Here is a 19,003-nt window from a genome sequence, read left to right as displayed (position 1 = left end):
ATATAACCACATGATTTGAGAGGCAAATGCACCTGTTGATAATATTGTTTTTATATTGAAAGGTAATAAATAGGACAGAATGTCATGCTATATGTGGATTATTGATAGAATGAGTCCTTTGCTATTAGCCTATATCAATGAATATCTGGCGTTACATAACATTCAGACTCGTCCAATTTACAATCTGTCGCGGTTATTCTTTATAGCGATTATGCTCTTGAGTATTAGAAAATTGCATAATGGCATCAAACAGTTCGTCTTTCTTAAGTGGTTTGTGCAGAACACAATTAGCACCAGCGTCGATAAACGCCTGTTTTGAATCAGCGAAAACATCAGCAGGCCATCCAAAGATTAGTAAATCAGTTCCAAATTGTCTTCGAATACGTGAACAGGCTTCTACACCGTCCATAACTGGCATATGGTTGTCCATCAATACAAGGTCATATTTGTTTTCACTTAGCGCCTCCAATGCCATCGCACCATTGGTGACGGTGCTGGTTGTATGTCCTTCTGACTCTAACAACTTACGGGCGACAAGAGCATTAACATGATTGTCTTCAACAATGAGAATATTTTGCGTTGTGAGAGGGGGGCTTTGGTGTGCCTTGCGGCCTACTAATGTAATGCGCTCACCATACGTTATTGGAAGTTCAAACTGGAAGTCAAACCGCGTTCCTTGACCAACTTTGCTGGTCGCATGGATCGTGCCGCCCATCTTCTCTATAAGTTGTTTAACAATCGCTAGGCCGAGTCCTGTACCACCATATCGTCGAGTCGTGGAAGCATTAGCTTGGACAAAGGGTTCGAAAATTCTCTCTAGCGCATTTGGCTCAATTCCGATGCCGCTATCTTGCACGGAAAAGTGTAATAGTGAAGGGAGGGAAACATTGTGAGTGACTTTGACAGTTATTCCTCCTTGCTCGGTAAATTTGATGGCATTGTTAAGTAAATTGTATAAAACCTGTCTTACGCGACTACGGTCTCCAAGATACGTTATCTTAGAGTCAACATGGCAATCAATATGGAGGTCAATTCCTTTCTCCTGGCATACGGCTTGATAAGTAGAACGTAATGAGGCAATTATTTGTTCGATAGTGAAAGGACGGTTTTCTAGCTCGATTTTGTTTTGTTCCACTTTGGTGAGATCTAGAATATTGTTAAGTATGGATATCAAGTGATTGCCGGACTCCAGAATAAGTGACAAATTTTCCTTTTGTTGCTGATCATTTGTCTCTGACAGCATAACTTGCACCATGCCTAGTACTCTATTCATTGGCGTACGAATTTCATGACTCATTGTGGCGAGAAACTGCGTTTTGGCGATATTTGCCGAGTCAGCGGCCACGACGGCATTTTCGAGCTTTTCTTGCAGCTGTTTGGTGGCGGTGATGTCGCGTTCGACCGCAATAAACTTATCTAGCTCTCCTTGAGAGTCAAATACTGGCGAAAGCTCTATATCGACCCAGTAAGGTTGCTTTGTTCTTGAGAAATTAAGGATCTCCACTCTAGTCGGTCGGTGAGTTTGCACCGCTTTTCTTAATTGCTCGATGGCTTCTGTATTTGAACCTTCACCTTGTAAAAGAGTGCCGGGTTTTATGCCTATTATTTCTTCCTTTATGAATCCCGTCATGGTTTCAAAAGCTTGGTTAACCCATTCGATACGACCTTGCTTATCGGTAATCAACACCGCGTCACGTGTGTGTTTAGCAACGTTGGCTAAACGTCTTGCCTCGCGTTCTTTTATTGCTAGTAATTCAGTCTGCTGTGTTAACTTCGCTCGAGATTGCTCAAGCTTTTGGAACGGATTAATTATCATCCTACGTCCGAACATGTAGACAATAATTGAACTGGTAAAAAGGGCTATGGCTAATGCAATAGCAAGGCTACTAAGTAGTTCGTCTCGCTGTAAATCTGATGCTGCATTATTAATCCCAAAGACTAACGAGATATTGGACTTCGCTAACCGAATACTCTCCGTTTTCCAATTCCCCTCTGGTGGTGTCTCTAGCCAATTAGAACCGGGTTGTGTCAAAGAAAACCAACGGGAGTTATTACTACTTAGCTTACTGAAAAAGCTTTCGTTGAGGTACGGAAACGCTCCTACTACAACGCCTCGAAGTTGGGTGTCAACGTAAATAGGCTTATAGAACTTAATGATTTTCTGATTGTTGTGTTCTTTCAGCAGGTAAACCGTTTCTCTAGTTGCATTAGACTTGATAACCTCTAGCAGTTTTAGTCGCTGTTCAATCGGTCCTTCTTGAGGAAGTGTGTTAAAAACAACACTTCCTGATGAGTTAAACAAACAGAATTTCACTTCAACATTGGAGAGATGAAATTGATGAAGGTGCTTGAATACATCTGGTCCAGTCGGAGTCGTGTTAGTGCCATGAGAATGGCCATTATGAGAGTGATGCTGGTGGTCACCTAGCTATTCGTCACCGCTAACTGCAGCGATAATGGCAGGTTCTTCAACTAGGTGAGATATATGCATATCGGTCGCGATAAAAAACTGATCCATAAAGTTCTTAGCCGCTTGGATTTCAGTCTTTGCACTATTGGACTGAAGTTTAGCAATGGTTTTCTCTGCTTCATGATCGACCACTAATAACACAGCAATCGCAGTGATACTGAACGTTATCACCATAAACAGAATAAGAAGTGTTCGACCGGAATAATCGGCCACTTTTGAGGCTCGCATGGACACATCTCCCTGTGGTAGTAGTAAAACTGTACGAACCTAAGGGGATTACCGCTAAGTAAAGTCAGGACTAATGATGCGAAGTCTTAATTATAAGAAGAAAGGCCTTACGTAAACGTAAGGCCTTGAGTTAGGGTTTAGCAAGATTCGTCGATACAACATTCATCTTGTAAGAAGCTAATCACACCTTCTAAGTGTTCATAGTTGGCAACGCAATATAACGTTCTTCCTTCTCGGCGCTGTTGAATAAGGTTTGCCGATGCTAGGCTTGAGATATGGTGTGACAACGTAGACCCTGGGATATTCAATCGATCTTGAATCTCACCGACAGGCGTCCCTTTGTGTCCAGCTCTCACAACCTGTCTGTATATCGCCAAGCGAGTAACATGGCCAAGTTCTTTTAGGGCTTTCGCAGCGACTTCTATTTGCATACAACACTCTCCAAAATCAGTATTTCGATAATAATGGAAATTTATGGCAGTCTCTAGCGATTTTTGATCTTGAACAGCACCTTGTCGAGTATGGGGTAGTGAGAAGGTATGATGATATAGAGGATAAGCCCAAAGAACATCGAAGCAAAAAGGTCGGCAGGTCTATGCATGCCTAACCACAAACGGCTTGCTGCCACGCCTACGCCCCATACTATGACCAATGAAGCGAGTACATAACGGCCTTGGCTTGCGAAAAGCCCCCCAAAAAACAACACACATACAGAAACGAAAATAGTATGACCTGATGGAAACGAATAGTCAGTCTCTCCAATCCAGTGCTTAGTACGCCATTCACTAACCTGTTCTTCCACTTGATGAATCCTGTCATTTTTCTCATCAACGGTGAGATTGTAGAAGGTCTGTGGTGAGTCGATGACATGAAGCTCAGCGAGTGTTTCCGTGTAAGGTCGCGGGCTTTGAGTAAATTCTTTAAGGAAGGTTTTTGCTCCGAAACTCAGAACAAGCAGTAATCCCAACTGAATCAATAGGTGTAGATTGTTAGTCGCTTGACGACGATGCCACGCAATAAGTCCCATGAAGATAGCCAATGAAATCAGAAAACCTTGATGCCCGGCAGAATAGGTAAGGTTTTGCATCAGCGCTCCAATTGCCTCTGTAACAATGGATGTTAGATGACTAGGAAAAAACACCAGCGAAATGATGAATGTTAGGGAAGCAAATGCTGCAAGACAGAGCATGCCTGCAATCTTAGATTCTTTTATGGATGTGAACTTCATATTATAGGCTGGGTCAATTGTAAATGGCGCTATCATAGTAAACTATCAAGCGTTGTAATTCAGGGTTCTGTCATAATGTAATGCAAAGACATTGTTTTTCACAGGCTTAGGTAGTTTAGGAGAAAAAGGTTTACCGAACTTGCTGCCGAAGGGCTATTTAGTGGAGAAATGTTCCCTAAGCGCTGAACGTCGATTTTGCCCTGGGTTATAGCCATCCATCGGTACTGTGTGTTCATAGCCTTCAAAAATGAATCGTTGTGGGGGTAGAGCAGGGGAGATTCTGCGTAACTGCGGTGACCTAGGAGTGCCCACTCGTTCATAAATCCATAAACCACTGCCTGTTTTCAACTTGACGACTCGACCATCAAATTCGAAAGAAGTTGCTATCAATCTGTGGTTACGCAAGGCTCCATAATCCGTAAAGGTCAAAATTTCGGTGCTTTGTTTGGGAGCTCCGATTTCTATCCAGTTACCATACACGCGGCTAGGCGAGATATGATTTTGATGGCTAGTGTAGAAAGCATACCCCAAAGCAGATGCCAGCATAATCGAAATCACCAAAATGACAATTAATACTAACGAGTCATTGTTGCTGGATGTCCTGCCTAGTTTTGTCATTTAAGCACTTCCTTGTGGGCTTTCAAATGGTATCGGCAATTGTGACGATTACTTAAGAATAAAACGCGCCGTTTTATAAATGTATCGATTGTTTGTAACACATTGTTGTTTGTGAGTTGGCTCTTTAAGGCTGCGTGAGAATGTAAGGCGTAAACAAGTCTTGCACGTCTACCTTTGCTTTTAATCTGGCCGCTAACAGATAGAGTCCACCAATTTTACGGTGCAAAAATAGAGCATCAGCAGGCGGTGTGTGCCAGTAGTCTTTTTCCATGCTAAGCACTGTACCAGCTTGACTCAAGCGCTGCGCTAAATTACTAGAACCAAAATCATAGAGGCCAGATGTCATTAACGGTTCACAAGCTAAGGTGACGAGGTCAAAGATTGCACTTTTCTGCTCTGGAAGAATGTCTTGATTGAAGAAACCAATCTGCTGCAACGCAGCGTCCAGTCGTTTTGTATCGGTATCTAAAATCGCACTGAACGCATGGCGATATCCGTTGCTGATATTGTCGCTGTAGCTTCGAGTAGCTCCAAAATCGAGTAATGCGATTTTTTGTTGCTCCGAATTAAACAGAAAGTTGGCAAAGTTTGGGTCAGTTTGGACCAATTTAAATTCAAATATCTCTTTGAACAGCAATTGCAACAGTAGCCGCATTGCTCGGTCTCGAGTGTTTTGGTCTGCATTGATAAGAGACTCGATGGGCATGCCTGATACATGAGTCATCGCCAGTACATTATCAGTGGTGAGGTTTCTTTGCACTGTGGGTAAAATAAAATCTGGGTCGTCACCTAGATAGTCGCGATAGCGCTCTAGAAGCTCAGCTTCAAGAAGATAGTCTGCTTCAGCATGAAGCTGTTTTTTTGCTTCTTCAAGTAAGCCACGATAATCGACGCCTTTCGGGATCAAACCGACGACATTGAGCAGAGTACCTACGTTGTCGACATCACTATCGATGCTTTTTTTGATGCCTGGATATTGAACCTTGATAGCCAATTTAGTGCCATCATCAGAGTGAGCCTGATGAACTTGGCCTATAGAGGCACTGGCTATAGGTTTAAAATTAAACTCAACAAAATTATGTTTCCAGTCGCTCCCTAGCTCTTGAGTTAGCACAGCTGCGAGTTGCTTGGCGGGCATCGGGGAAGCGTCGGATCGTAAGCGAGCAAGAATTTCTGCAAGCTCAGGACTAATGAGGTCGCCTGCGTCCATAGACATGAGTTGCCCTACTTTCATTGCTGCTCCTCGCAAATGCGCTAGTTGGTCGGCCACTCGCTTGATATTGCCAGGGGTGAGCAATAAATCCTTTGCGACAGGGCGCTTGCCTTGAGCTAATTGTTTTGCGCCTTCCGTCACCATTGCTCCCGTCACACGTGTGGCCAAAGACGCCAACTTGCCTAAGCGACTTATGCGATGAGTGGGTACTCGAGTTGCTTTGTCCGACATATCAAAACCTTGTTAAATCATGTTACTCGTTTATACCAATTGATCTTAGCAATTGATCATTCTCTTGTTTTACGGCAATTTGTGAGGTAAAACCATGCTTTTACGATGATTAACTAACAAGGAAGTCAAAAAAGATGATTAAAGAAAACACCTATTTCGAAGGCTCTGTGAAATCACTGGGTTTTACCCAAGCAGATGGCGACAGCAGTGTTGGTGTGATGGCTGCAGGTGAATACACGTTTGGGACGGCTGCCCCTGAAAAAATGACGGTAGTGAAAGGAGCGTTAACAGTGCGCCTTGCTGGAGAAGAAGAATGGAAGACGTATTCGTCGGGTGAACATTTTAATGTGGCTGGTGACTCTAGCTTTGATCTAAAAGTGCAACAAGCGACTGCATACCTGTGTGAATATCTATAGAGATTTACAATGTAAAGCACCAGTATCGCTGCGTCTGGCTCGATATTAAAATGCGTCAGAAAAAAGAACGCATCGACGATCTCGTCGATGCGTGATACACAGGCAGTGGATTGGGGTGTCAAATTAAAATCTTCAACTCGGATTGGTTAGTAAGTATCGAATACGCCTGAGTTATAATCATTAATCGCCTGTTGAATCTCTTGCATGCTATTCATGACGAAAGGTCCGTAGTGAACGACAGGTTCATTTATTGGCTCACCAACAAAGACTAATAACCCGGACTCGGAACTCGCTGTCATCTCCATTGCTTCTCCTTTTGAAACTAGTGCAAGTTCGCCTTCTTTCAAACTTTTATCCGCAACACTCACAGCTCCTTTGTAAACGTAAAGCATCATATTGTGTTCTGAAGGGACGTTTAGTCTTACCGAATCTCCTCGATTGCTGCGCCAGTCCGCCACTGTTGCAGGGACTCCAGTTTTCGCCAGTGGCCCAGCGAGTAGGGAGCCATTTACCCTGATTTCACCGGAGAGTAGACGAATTAAGCCACTCCCTTGTTGTTCATATTCAGTAATAGTCTCTGGTTGAAAGTCATGGTATTGCGCCGGTGTCATTTTGTTTTTGGCTGGCTGATTGATCCAAATTTGAAATCCGTGTAGTTCACCTTCCTCCATGATTGGCATTTCACTATGGATAACACCTCGACCTGCTGCCATCCATTGCGCTCCGCCTGAGCGTAATTCGCCTACGTTGCCCATGTGATCTTTATGCTGAAAGTGACCTTTCATCATATAGGTTAGCGTTTCTATACCTCTATGTGGATGCGGAGGAAAGCCGCCCACATAGTCTTTTTTGTCATCGGACTTAAGCTCATCGATCATTAAAAACGGTGAAAATGCCGCATTATCGAAGCCGTGTACTCGGCGAATTTTTACACCATCACCATCTGATGTGGAATGAGATGGAATGACTTGTTCAATTGTTCTAACCAGTGTCATCGCTGACCTCCTTTGTTGATATCAACTATAGGCGGATAATGAAACAATCTAGAGGGGGAAAAAATGAAAGAGTCGTTCAATAACTTCGAATGAGTATGTCTTGATAATATCTATATAGTTTTATACTTTAAAAGTATATAGTTTTTGTGACGACGCCGAGATTTTAACAGACACGTGCTTTAGATCCGCAATGAAATTTGATTAAGTAAAGTAAATCGCTGGGTTTAATTCGGCGCAATCTACTTTAGAGAGAATCCATCATGATCGTAGGACTGGACATTGGCGGCACTAAAATTGAAGGTGTTGCACTCGATTCTGCTAGTTATCAAACCATTGTGAAGCATCGTGAACCGACAGAGACTGGTTCGTATGAAGGCTTTCTCGCGTCCGTGATGTCAGTAATTAACACAGTATCAGAGAAGGGTGAAATAGAATCTATTGGTATTGGATGTTGTGGCTCAGTCGGTAATGACGGGCTAATGCAAGGCGCGAATGTCACTGTGCTAAACGGCCATGACTTTATCGGTGACATTCAAAGACAAATCGATGTACCAGTTGCCATTGCTAATGACGCTGACTGTTTGGCGCTATCGGAGTTTAAGGATGGGGCTGCCAAGGAGGCCAAGCACTCTTGTGTTGCCATAATCATAGGTACTGGCTGCGGTTCAGGCGTTATTATCAATAACGGCATTGTCACGGGGCTAAATCGATTAGGTGGTGAAATCGGCCACAATCCACTGCCTAACTACAGTCCAGAAATTGATGGTCAACCGGTTAAATGTTATTGCGGGTCGATGAACTGTGCTGAGTCGTTTGTTTCCGGTACTGGGTTTGGTCGCACCTTCTCAGAAAAGCATTCGCCAGCAGATTCTAAGCAAATCATGGCGTTACATGCATCGGGTGATCGCAGAGCCATTGCGCACTTGGAGCTCTACTGTGACCAGTTGGCAAGGACACTCGCTAACGTAGTGAATTTTGTTGATCCCGAGGTAATAGTACTAGGCGGTGGAATGTCTAATGTCGATGAAATCTATCCTCTGGTCCAAGATAAGCTATCTCAGTATACGTTTACTAAATCGGTAAAAACCAAGGTAGTGAAGAGTGTTCATGGTGACTCTTCCGGTGTACGCGGCGCTGCGTTCTTACACTCTTTATCATAGTCTGACAGGAAAAATACGTCGATGACTGAACGTTACTATCTGGTCTTAGATTTTGGAGGCACATCGGTAAAGTGTGCGGTAATGAATCAGGAAGCAAAGATTTTCGAACGCTTCTCTTTGCCAAGCCGAGTAGCGTCTTATGACGCTTGGTTAGACTCTTTAGCTCCGAAGTTGGAACAGCTGAAACACGATTACGCGATAGCAGGTATAGCTGTTAGCACTTGTGGCGCTGTGAACGTTGAAACGGGTGTGATCGAAGGTTCAAGTGCACTCGATTACATCCATGGTTTTGATGTTAAGTCGCTATACCAAGAACGCTTTGGGCTACCGACAGAGCTTGAGAATGATGGTTGTTGCGCTGCACTAGCAGAAGATTGGTTAGGCGCAGCCAGTGAGTCAAACGACTTTTGTTTATTGGTACTAGGCTCTGGTGTCGGCGGCGCCATTGTCAAATCAGGTCATATCCTAAAAGGACATCATCTTCATGGTGGAGAGTTCGGCTACAGCATTTTGCGTTTTGAACAAGGGAAACCATTAACATACTCTGATTTGGCCTCAACGCGGGGCATCATTGAACAAACCGCTCGCGCTAAAGAGATATCACCAAAAGAGTTAGATGGCCTTAAAGTGTTTGAGTTTTACGAACAAGGTGATGAGGCAGTTATCGCTGCCGTTGAGCAATGGTATTTTGACTTGGCAACCGTACTTATCAATGTCCAATACTCAGTAGATCCGCAATACATCCTTTTAGGTGGTGCTATCAGTCGCAGTTCGGGTTTGATCGACAAGCTTAATCAAAAGCTGGATGCCATATTGGCGCAACACCCTATAGCGAAAGTCCGTCCAAATCCAAAACTGACCCAATTTGGCAACGATGCCAATTTGATTGGGGCATTGAAACATTTTTTGAATACACAAGGTTAGCAACATGACTAAGTACACTTTTCCACAGAACTTTATGTGGGGCGCAGCTGCGTCTGGCATTCAGACAGAAGGCTCTACCAATAAAGCAAACGACTCTATTTGGGATCTTTGGCATCAAAAGAGCCCTGAGCGTTTTTACCGTGGAATTAGCTCAGAGACGGTGACGGATACGTATCACAGATACCAAGAAGATGTTCAGAACATGAAGAAGGTTGGTTTTAACTCGTTCCGAACTTCTATTCAGTGGTCTCGACTGATCAAAGATTATGAAACGGGTGAAGTATGTCAGGACGCAGTGGCATTTTATAACAACTACTTAGATGAAATGATCGCTAATGGCATCGAGCCAATGATGAACCTATATCACTTCGATATGCCTGCTGAGCTGCAAGAGAAATTCGGTGGTTTTGAATCGAAAAAAGTGGTCGATATGTTTGCCGATTATGCCGAGACAGCGTTCAAACTGTTCGGTCATAAAGTGAAGTACTGGATCACGTTTAATGAGCCTATTGTTCCGGTAGAGGGCGGCTATCTGTATGACTTCCATTATCCATGTAAGAAAGATGGCAAGTTGGCGGTGCAAGTCGCGTTTAATATCATTCTTGCTCATGCAAAAGCAGTTCATCGCTTCAATGCGCTGGAGCTTGAGAACTCAAAGATTGGTATTGTGCTTAACCTGACGCCGTCCTATACGCGCAATGACAGCGAAGAAGACAAGAAAGCGGCATGGTATGCCGACTTACTATTTAACCGCAGCTTCCTAGACCCAATGGTGAAAAATGAAATTCCACAAGAATTGTGTGATGTTCTTGAAGAGCAGGGCGTAACACCAGAGACGACATCGAAGGAAGTTGAGTTAATCACAACCGCCAAAGTTGAGTTTCTAGGTGTGAACTACTACGTTCCACGTCGCGTGAAAGCACGTGAAGCGAGCTATGACTTGGATTACTTTACGCCAGAAGTTTATTTTGAGAACTATGTGAATCCAGAAGGCCGATTCAATCCTTATCGTGATAATAACGAGATTTTACCAACTGCCGTTTATGATATTGCCAAAAATGTTCAGGAAAACTACGGTAATATCCCATGGTATTTAGCTGAAATCGGCATTGCTATGGACGTCGAGTCAGAAGGTGAACCGGGTGAGGATGGACTGATTGACGATTCATTCCGCACAGGGTTGATGAAAGAGCACTTAGTTCAGCTGCATAGAGCAATCCAAGAAGGTTCAAACTGTTTTGGTGTTCATCAGTGGACATTCATCGATAACTGGTCTTGGTTAAACTCGTTTAAGCGTCGATATGGCTTCTATCGTTTGGATTTAGAAACGGGTGACCGAATTCCGAAAAAACACGGTTTGTGGTTCAAAGAACTGGCAACAACGGGCAGCTTTGAAGACTAAGCTCATTGGTAGCAAGTTGATGAAAAACGGTGTCCAATGTGACACCGTTTTTGTTTGTCCGTCGCGACTATTGAACGTAAGTGACGGTCGTGTACAATACCAATCGTTTGCTTCGTATAACCCCAATGATATGGTTTGGGGGTCTCTACCAGCTCCCGCAAAGTGCTGATTACGAAGAGCCAAGATCACATTAGTGTCTTGCTCTTTGTATTGGCGTTCGAAAATTACCTCAAATTATTCCTATACTTAGAGTAAGTGCACCCACAACAATCATAATAGGTGGAATATGAACGCATTTATTCAAGATCTTCCCAAAGTAGAGTTGCACCTCCATATCGAAGGCTCATTAGAGCCAGAACTTTTGTTTAAGTTGGCGCAACGAAATGGCATCTCACTTCCCTACGCCTCACCTGAAGCACTGCGCACGGCCTACGACTTTGAAGATTTGCAGTCGTTTCTCGATATCTATTATCAAGGTGCGAATGCGCTTATTACCGAGCAAGATTTTTACGACTTAACATGGGCCTATTTGGAGCGCTGTAAAGCGGATAATGTTATTCATACCGAGATCTTCTTTGACCCTCAAACACATACAGAGAGAGGGATAGCCTTTGAGACGGTGATTAAAGGTATTCACCGTGCACTGCAAGACGGGGAAACGACGCTGAATATTACCTCACAAATCATTATGTGCTTTTTAAGACATCTTTCTGAGGATTCTGCCATCGAGACGCTCAAACAAGCCTTGCCATACAAAGAATTTATCGTGGGAGTGGGGTTGGATTCTTCTGAGCAAGGGTATCCGCCAGAGAAGTTCGTGCGTGTGTTTAAAATGGCTAAAGAACATGGCTTTTTGACTGTCGCTCATGCTGGAGAAGAGGGGCCTGCTCAGAACATCGTTGATGCCATAGAACTATTAGGCGTAAGCCGGGTTGACCATGGTGTTCGCTGTGTGGAAAGTGACGAACTCGTTGCGCGTCTTATTGAGACGAAAATGCCGTTAACTGTCTGCCCACTATCAAACATCAAGCTGTGTGTATTTGATGATATGTCGCAGCACAATATTGTGAGCCTACTTCGCAAAGGTGTCGCGGTTACTATTAACTCAGACGACCCAGCTTATTTTGGTGGTTATATGACAGACAATTTCAAAGCGGTAAGTGAAGCGCACGATATGACCCACCAAGAACTGGCGCAATTGACAATTAACGCCATTGACGCAAGTTTTATTGATGAGTCAACGAAGCGAGAGTATCGCAGCAGAGTTATTGATTATGTGGCGCGTTTTAGTTAAAGGGATTCATCGGTAGGAATAGCAAAGTCGTCACTCCCGAAAAAGGTGGCAGCCTCAAAAAAGGAATGACGACTTATACAGTTACTCAATTGTCATTAGGGCAATTGAGTTCCTTATTTTTAGCGCGTTACTCTTTTGGCTTCAATAATAACCAGCACAATAAAGCTGTTTTTCTTTACATTTGTGAAACATTTCAACTTCTGTATATCAAATTCACCTCACTACTCGGATCGAGATCATGTCAGATTGCGATCATCAGCTGAGTCTTTTTCGCCATTGCTTTATTTTCGAATACGAGCAGGCATTCGAATCGAGTTAACACTATGCTTTTAGAGGTCTGTTCTAGATTCTTAAGGGATGCAGAGGAACAAGATGATGAGATATGGATGGTTGCTGTGGTTACTGCTGCCAATTAGCGGCTTTGCGCTTGAGCGCTCATGGGATGAAATTACTGTCCCCAGCGAAGGAGCTTCCTCTTCAATTGGCAGTTATGCCAATGGTTGTCTAGCCGGCGGTGAAGAGCTTGCTTTAGACGGCACTGGGTATCAGGTTATTCGTTCTCAACGTAACCGTTACTACGGGCATCAAGATATGATCCAGTATTTGACTGACTTAGCCCGTAAAGTCGATAGGTTAGGTATGGGGCAGTTGTTGGTGGGTGACATTGCTGTTCCACGCGGAGGACGGTTCACATCGGGACACGCGAGTCATCAGACCGGTTTAGATGCCGATATCTGGTTACGACTGCCTAATGAACCGCTTACGCAACAAGAGTTGCAAGATCCCGAGCCATATCCAGTAGTCGATATCGATAGGTATCGTTTCAAAAAGGATAAATGGACCAGCAATCATTCTTTATTGATTCAAGTCGCCGCAGTGGATGACCGTGTAGCGAGAATTTTCGTCCACCCACTGATCAAAAAACAGCTATGCGAAGTGTCATGGCAAGAAAGAGATTGGCTGCGTAAGGTGAGACCGTGGTGGGGGCATTATTACCACTTCCATGTCAGACTCCATTGTCCTAACGGGGGTAAGCAATGTGTCGCTCAAAATGCACCGCCTCCGGGAGATGGTTGTGGAGCAGAGCTCGCATCATGGAAGCCCTATATTCCTGAGAAAAAGGTCTCGAAGTCAGAGAAGGAAGTCGTGAAGAAAAAAGCGACACCTAGACCCAAATACAGTGAGTGCGTGGTTTTACTAAATGAGCCGTAACGCATACTCAGGAATTAAAGTAGGTTGAAGGGGATTACTCCCCTTCGGTGCTTGTTCCAACCAAGGATGGCTGGACATTAGTGTGATGGAAATAACGAAGCAACCCTTAGAGACGGTACTCAATGGTGACTTGATTTCCATCGACACGAATGTTGGTGATATCTCCATCGACAGTTAGACGGGTATTGTAGACACGGTCAGGACTAGGCGCCGTGTCAACCGAACCACGCAGCGTTGGCAGATGGTATGCTGGGTCAATGTGCAATAGCTTACAAAATCGGTCTATAAAAGTACTGTCCAGTGGCACATTACCGTTAAGACGATTGGATAGCTCCAGTTGGCTCAAATTCAATCGCTTTGCGACTTCCATTTGCGTGATATGCATTTTTGCTTTTTGAGACATCCAGACTCGATAAAGTGCTTCTGTATCTTGTTTTGTAAAGTTCATATTGGTTTAACCCCTGCAACCTCGAGAGGGTATGGTCCCTCTTCATGTAATTGGTGCCTATTCAACATCAATGGATATGGCGAGGTGTCAGCAATGTGCAAGGCAAGTAAATGCCAAGTTTGAGTACTGAAAGATTTCTGCAATTTCCATTTAAGTTGGAGGTGAGTTCAAACAGGATAACGATAACTCGATCAATCTATTAACATCTATATTAGTGAGTTTGATCCCATTTCTAGGGAGTTACACAAAAAATCAAAGTATTTATTCTAGTATGCGTGGATATGTAAGATTTATTCTGTGAATGAATTAATAAAAAATAATCAAAAAACAATATGTCAGGTGGTGGTTATGGATGCGTTTTCTCTCGATATGAGGACGCTTAATTTTATCATTATACTTTTTAGTTGTGTCTATTGTGTTGGGTTACTGCTGTATCAACGCTCACAGCAAAAAGTCGCGGGTTTGACGATGTTTTCACTAGCATTGCTAGTGATGGGAGCCGGACCGCTTTTGATCAGTTTTAGAGGATTGTTACCAGATTCGCTGAGTATAATAACGGCGAACATGATGGTCACGTGTGCGTTCCAAATGATATTACATAGCTTGTGCGAGTTTCGACAAGCTCAGTTTAAATATTCATATTGGTGTATGGCAACGATTCCTTTGGTCTGTTTGTTCTTTGTTTACTTTACCTACTTCCAGCCCTCGATTGAGAATCGAATTGTGGTGAGTGCCGTTTATCTTTCATTGGTTACTTTTGCTTCAGCGAAGGTAATGCTGATAGGAAAACAGGACGATTTACCGCTTGCCGTTAGGACCATGGCAATGACCTTTATCCTTTATGGGCTGTTCATGGTGTATCGAGGTTACTACGCTATTGGTGAGTCTGTGGCAAAGTTCATGGACGCCGGTGTGGTGCATGCCCTGGCATTTCTATTTAGCATCTTCTTAATTGTTGCTATCAGCTTCAGTATGCTTTGGATGATCAACGGTAGGCAGGTACAAGCCATTTATGCCCTTTCTTATTTTGATCCGTTAACTCAATTGGGTAACAGGCGGGCACTTGAAGTCTATATAGAAGATGATCTCCCCAAGCATTTATCTACAGGGACGGTCAGTATCATTATGCTTGATATTGATTATTTCAAGATAATCAACGACCGATATGGACACATTGTCGGGGATAAAGTCATTCGTAAAGTCTCTGAGATCATTCAAGATTCGCTTCAGCCCGATAGTGCGACGTTCCGCTTTGGAGGGGATGAAATTATGGTTGTTCTCTATGACATGGATTTGCACCAAGCTCGAGCATTAGCGGAACGACTGCGAAATCAGATAGAGACTTACGGCAGCATCAAAGGACAAGATTTTTCGGTCAGCTGCAGTTTTGGTGTTGCTCAGCTTGTTGAAGGTGAACCTTGGGATTCGTTAGTAGGAAGGGCAGATAACGCGTTGTATCAAGCCAAAGAATCTGGAAGAAGTCAGGTGTGCTCGTGCAATTTGACGTCATCGGATCGATGCTATAGCTAGTGAGAGTTAGCAGCGATGCGCCTCTTGGTCGGAGGCGAACAGAGAAATGCCCCTGATAACAAGGGGCGTTCTACTATTTAGCTTGGGCAACTTCATCTACCAAATAGAGGATAGACTGGTAAGGAATACCGCTATGATGAGACAGACCGATTTCACAGGTAATACTATTACTAAAGCCGCGTGTGCATCCACTTGGCACTTGCTGCTTGAGCGGAGCAACCGCTGCTTCATTAAGCTCTGGAGTGGTAAACCCTTTGTCTCCTGCCCAGCCACAACATTGAATGTGTTCGGGTAACACCACATCACTGGCGCAAGCCTTAGCGAGATTTAACATTGATTGCTCTAAACCCATACGTCTAGAGCTGCAGGTAACATGAAGCATCACAGTTTCGTCTATCGGTGCCAGTGACAAAGTCTCTAACAAGTAATCGTGGGTAAACTTGACTGGCTCAACAATGGTCATGGGTTTGGTGAATTGCTCAATACTGCGTTTTGCGCATGGACTGGTGTCCATAAGGATAGGGTATGTACCGTGTTCGCTGGCTTCCCATAATGCGTCTTCAAGTTGCAGACTCTTTTGTTTTGCTAAATCCACCATGCCTTTACTGTCGTAGGGCATACCACAACATTGGTCACTGAGCTTTTTAGGCGTAATCAACTCAAATCCAGCTTTTGAAATAAGTGACATTGTCACCTCCCCCAGTGAGCGTTGATCTTTTGCAGCAGGTTGAGTTTGCATATTACGACTTGCACATGATGGGAGATAAACCACTTTCCTATGTATCGAGCTTGCAGCGGTAGTATTATCGAGCGCTTTTTCAAGATCAAAGTGACTACCGTCTGGAGTCTCCGCGAGCCAAGTCGGTGTGGTGTCTTTAGTGATTGAGCGCATTCCTTTGGCGATATTCGCTACTCGCTGTGCCCCAAGGAGATTAGAGGCCACGTGACCGCTCTTTAAGCCAAACCTAGCGATAGTGGTTGTGGCACTAAAGTGGTCCGCGGTCCATTTTGCAATGGGTCGAAACTTCTCATACATAGGAGCACGCAGCTTCTTCACCAATTCCCCGGTATTGATACCGACAGGGCAGCGATCAGCACACAACCCGGTTGCCGCACACGTATCCAAACCTTGGTATTCAAATACTTTTTCTAGCTCGCTAGCTTGAGTTGATTCGCCATTGGCTCGGCGACGTTGCAGCTCTCGGAATAGCACAATACGTTGTCTAGGAGAAAGGGTAAGGGTACGTGATGGACAGACCGGTTCACAAAAGCCACACTCAATGCAACGGTCCACAATATCGTCAGCTGCGGGCATAGGTTTGAGATTTTCGATGTGCGAATGCGGGTTGTCATTGATGATTACGCCCGGATTCAATAGTCCTTGAGGATCGAACAAGGTCTTGATGCGTTGCATTAAGGCATAGCCTTCATGCCCCCATTCAAGCTCGACATAAGGCGCCATGTTTCGCCCTGTACCGTGCTCGGCTTTTAATGAACCTTGGTACTTTACTGCGACTAAATCCGCTACATCATCCATAAAGCCGCCGTAGCGTTCGATTTCTGATTGGCTATCGAACCCCTGAGTGAAGACAAAATGCAAGTTGCCTTCAAGCGCATGACCAAAGATGATGGCTTCATCGTACTGATATTTGTCAAACAGTTGCTGCAGATCTCGAACTCCAGCGGCTAAATTTTCTACTGGGAATGCCACGTCTTCAATAATGACGGTGGTGCCTACTTCGCGCACGGCACCAACAGCAGGGAACATGCCTTTGCGAATACCCCAAAGCGTTGCGACCGTAGTCGGGTCAAGGGTAAATGGCACCGACTCAATAATGGTGTAATCCGACAGTGACGCCATCACTGTCGTAGTGTGAGCATCCAGTGTGATTTTATCTGAGGCGTGGACTTCGATAAGCAGAGCGGTGGCTTCTAGGTCGAGTTGCTGAATAAAGCTAGGCATACCCGGTTTGTCGGCTACCGAGCGCAGCGCTCGACCATCCATCATCTCCACGGCAGCGACTGGGGTATTCGATAGCGTTGTCACTGCTTGGCTTGCTTCTTCAATGTTAGAGAAGACCAGTAACGTAGAGGCTTTGAACGCATGCTCTACAACCGTGTTGTAAGTAATTTCAGCAATGAAACCTAATGTGCCTTCTGAACCAATCATCAGGTGTTCAAGGACTTCGATAGGATCAGAATAATCAACGAGTGCGTTTAATGCATACCCAGTGGTGTTCTTTAATCGGTATTTGTGAGCAATTTTATTAGCCAGTTCGTTATTGGCTTGCGTTTCTTGGGCTAATGTTTTGAGTCCTTCAATCAAACTCGGGTTGGTTTGTTTAAAACTCTCAATACTTTGTTGACTCCCCGTATCCAAAATTGAGCCATCTGCGAACACTAATGTCATGCTCTCAACAGTACGATAGGAGTTCTGTGCCGTACCACAACACATGCCGCTGGCATTATTCGCTGCAATTCCGCCGATTTTACAGGTATTGATCGACGCTGGATCTGGCCCGATTTTTCGTTGGAAAGGCAGTAGATATTTATTGGCATCAGCGCCAATGACACCAGGTTGCAGTTTGATTTGTGCGCCATCATTGATAATGGTGTGACCGCGCCAGTCGTCGGTAAGAGCAATCAATACAGAGTCAGATATCGCTTGCCCGGAAAGGCTGGTTCCTGCCGCGCGAAACGTGAAAGGGACGTTGTGTTCTTTGCAGCATTGGATAGCGAACACCACCTCATCAAGATTTTTGAGTCTTAGAACGATCTGTGGAGTGAGTCGATAGAAACTGGCATCGGTACCATAAGCCAGTCGTTGTGCTTCGTCTGTGATAATGCGCTCGCTATCAATCTTGGTGGCGAGTTGCTGTTTTACTGCGGAGTAGCGTTGTTCTTTGCTATTGAGTTCTTGTTGTGTCTTAGCGTCTACATGGCTCATTCCAGTGTCCTTTCCTTTTATTCGTCTTCCAGTAATAGCACGATCAGCTGGCTGGGTCCGTGTGCACCATAGGCGAGCGTTTGTTGAATATCCGCAGTTTTCGAAGGGCCGGATATTAATAGCGCATTTGTCGGCATGTAATGATTCCAGTTGTTATCCTGCATCACTTGTAAAAAATGACCATACAGTGCTGATTTTTTGACGACAGCAATGTGGCTTGGTGGTACTAAAGAGAGTGTTCTAGGTTCATGCTCTGTAGGCCAAAGTACTAAAGCTCCAGTATCGGCAATACCGCCAAGAGAGTGTGTGATACCTGCATCAATATCGTTAAACAGTTCAGATTTCCATTGCTCAATGTTTTTATCAAACATGGTGACGTTTCGTGTGCTGGTGGCGATTTCGAAATCGTTAATGTATTCACCTGCCGTGCCAATTGCGATGTTGTGAAACTGATATTGTTCCATAACGGATTGTAAAGTCGGGCTTAATATCGCTCTGGTGATAATACGGACGTCGGCGTGGTTTGCTGTCATCATGTCAAAGAAGCGCTGGGCTTTATCATCTGCGGTAATATCTGGATGACTGCCCCAAGGAAAAAACGCCATCTCTTCGGCTGTTTTTGGGGTTCGCTTGGCCTGTTTTAGACGCCCAAGAATGTTATCTTTCGCAAGTCTGGTATTCATGCTC

The 19,003-nt window shown here is 44.3% G+C and carries 17 protein-coding genes and 1 riboswitch; of the genes, 7 read left to right on the top strand and 10 right to left on the bottom strand.

Annotation, left to right across the window (positions count from 1 at the left end; translation table 11 throughout):
• Positions 1–193: 193 nt before the first annotated feature.
• The 6 genes from VTH8203_RS09320 to VTH8203_RS09295 form a co-directional block, all read right to left on the bottom strand.
• Positions 194–2,302 (bottom strand): PAS domain-containing hybrid sensor histidine kinase/response regulator, encoded by a 2,109-nt coding sequence (locus VTH8203_RS09320; RefSeq protein ID WP_096993428.1) that lies wholly within the window; start codon positions 2,300–2,302, stop codon positions 194–196.
• Between the two features lie 126 nt (positions 2,303–2,428).
• The gene (locus tag VTH8203_RS09315) at positions 2,429–2,698 is read right to left on the bottom strand and encodes a hypothetical protein (protein WP_096993427.1); all 270 of its coding nucleotides are present in this window, start codon (positions 2,696–2,698) and stop codon (positions 2,429–2,431) included.
• Positions 2,699–2,835: 137 nt separating this feature from the next.
• Positions 2,836–3,129 carry an ArsR/SmtB family transcription factor gene (locus tag VTH8203_RS09310; protein WP_006074618.1) on the bottom strand — a complete coding sequence of 98 codons (294 nt, stop codon included), beginning with the start codon at positions 3,127–3,129 and terminating at the stop codon, positions 2,836–2,838.
• Positions 3,130–3,182: 53 nt separating this feature from the next.
• A complete protein-coding gene (locus tag VTH8203_RS09305; RefSeq protein WP_370739216.1) occupies positions 3,183–3,926 on the bottom strand; it encodes a phosphatase PAP2 family protein in 744 nt (247 codons plus the stop codon).
• A gap of 153 nt (positions 3,927–4,079) precedes the next feature.
• Positions 4,080–4,472, bottom strand: coding sequence for a DUF2850 domain-containing protein (locus VTH8203_RS09300; RefSeq protein WP_370739218.1), 393 nt, complete (start codon positions 4,470–4,472; stop codon positions 4,080–4,082).
• 196 nt (positions 4,473–4,668) lie between these two features.
• The gene (locus tag VTH8203_RS09295; RefSeq protein ID WP_096993424.1) at positions 4,669–5,988 is read right to left on the bottom strand and encodes an ABC1 kinase family protein; all 1,320 of its coding nucleotides are present in this window, start codon (positions 5,986–5,988) and stop codon (positions 4,669–4,671) included.
• A 134-nt stretch (positions 5,989–6,122) separates the two neighbouring features.
• Between VTH8203_RS09295 and ppnP the strand changes: the two genes are divergently transcribed.
• The gene (gene ppnP, locus VTH8203_RS09290; RefSeq protein ID WP_031493856.1) at positions 6,123–6,404 is read left to right on the top strand and encodes a pyrimidine/purine nucleoside phosphorylase; all 282 of its coding nucleotides are present in this window, start codon (positions 6,123–6,125) and stop codon (positions 6,402–6,404) included.
• A gap of 146 nt (positions 6,405–6,550) precedes the next feature.
• Here the strand turns inward: ppnP and VTH8203_RS09285 are convergent, their stop codons facing one another.
• Positions 6,551–7,399, bottom strand: coding sequence for a pirin family protein (locus VTH8203_RS09285; protein WP_096993423.1), 849 nt, complete (start codon positions 7,397–7,399; stop codon positions 6,551–6,553).
• 260 nt (positions 7,400–7,659) lie between these two features.
• Between VTH8203_RS09285 and VTH8203_RS09280 the strand changes: the two genes are divergently transcribed.
• The 5 genes from VTH8203_RS09280 to mepA all read left to right on the top strand — a co-directional run bounded on the left by VTH8203_RS09280 (position 7,660) and on the right by mepA (position 13,391).
• A complete protein-coding gene (locus VTH8203_RS09280; protein WP_096993422.1) occupies positions 7,660–8,559 on the top strand; it encodes an ROK family protein in 900 nt (299 codons plus the stop codon).
• 21 nt (positions 8,560–8,580) lie between these two features.
• Positions 8,581–9,483 carry an ROK family protein gene (locus tag VTH8203_RS09275; RefSeq protein WP_096993421.1) on the top strand — a complete coding sequence of 301 codons (903 nt, stop codon included), beginning with the start codon at positions 8,581–8,583 and terminating at the stop codon, positions 9,481–9,483.
• A gap of 4 nt (positions 9,484–9,487) precedes the next feature.
• Positions 9,488–10,885: a glycoside hydrolase family 1 protein gene (locus VTH8203_RS09270; RefSeq protein ID WP_096993420.1), complete on the top strand. Its 1,398-nt coding sequence runs from the start codon at positions 9,488–9,490 to the stop codon at positions 10,883–10,885.
• A 92-nt stretch (positions 10,886–10,977) separates the two neighbouring features.
• Positions 10,978–11,077: riboswitch (purine riboswitch) on the top strand.
• A gap of 94 nt (positions 11,078–11,171) precedes the next feature.
• Complete coding sequence (locus VTH8203_RS09265) at positions 11,172–12,179, top strand: adenosine deaminase (RefSeq protein WP_096993419.1); 1,008 nt, start codon at positions 11,172–11,174, stop codon at positions 12,177–12,179.
• A gap of 375 nt (positions 12,180–12,554) precedes the next feature.
• Positions 12,555–13,391 carry a penicillin-insensitive murein endopeptidase gene (mepA, locus tag VTH8203_RS09260; RefSeq protein ID WP_096993418.1) on the top strand — a complete coding sequence of 279 codons (837 nt, stop codon included), beginning with the start codon at positions 12,555–12,557 and terminating at the stop codon, positions 13,389–13,391.
• A gap of 106 nt (positions 13,392–13,497) precedes the next feature.
• Here the strand turns inward: mepA and VTH8203_RS09255 are convergent, their stop codons facing one another.
• Positions 13,498–13,839, bottom strand: coding sequence for a helix-turn-helix domain-containing protein (locus VTH8203_RS09255; RefSeq protein ID WP_096993417.1), 342 nt, complete (start codon positions 13,837–13,839; stop codon positions 13,498–13,500).
• 348 nt (positions 13,840–14,187) lie between these two features.
• On the opposite strand from VTH8203_RS09255, the gene VTH8203_RS09250 reads away from it, so the two are divergent.
• Positions 14,188–15,369 carry a GGDEF domain-containing protein gene (locus tag VTH8203_RS09250; protein WP_158296104.1) on the top strand — a complete coding sequence of 394 codons (1,182 nt, stop codon included), beginning with the start codon at positions 14,188–14,190 and terminating at the stop codon, positions 15,367–15,369.
• A 73-nt stretch (positions 15,370–15,442) separates the two neighbouring features.
• On the opposite strand, the gene VTH8203_RS09245 is transcribed toward VTH8203_RS09250, so the two are convergent.
• Entirely contained in the window at positions 15,443–18,316 is a 2,874-nt protein-coding gene (locus VTH8203_RS09245; protein ID WP_096993415.1) for an FAD-binding and (Fe-S)-binding domain-containing protein, read from the bottom strand.
• Positions 18,317–18,333: 17 nt separating this feature from the next.
• Positions 18,334–18,999 carry a LutC/YkgG family protein gene (locus VTH8203_RS09240; RefSeq protein WP_096993414.1) on the bottom strand — a complete coding sequence of 222 codons (666 nt, stop codon included), beginning with the start codon at positions 18,997–18,999 and terminating at the stop codon, positions 18,334–18,336.
• Positions 19,000–19,003: the final 4 nt, after the last annotated feature.

The sequence above is a fragment of the Vibrio thalassae genome (genome assembly GCF_900089835.1).
Lineage (GTDB): Bacteria > Pseudomonadota > Gammaproteobacteria > Enterobacterales > Vibrionaceae > Vibrio > Vibrio thalassae.
The sequence above is the reverse complement of the archived record's forward strand: the minus strand, read 5'-3'. Positions and strand labels throughout refer to the sequence as shown.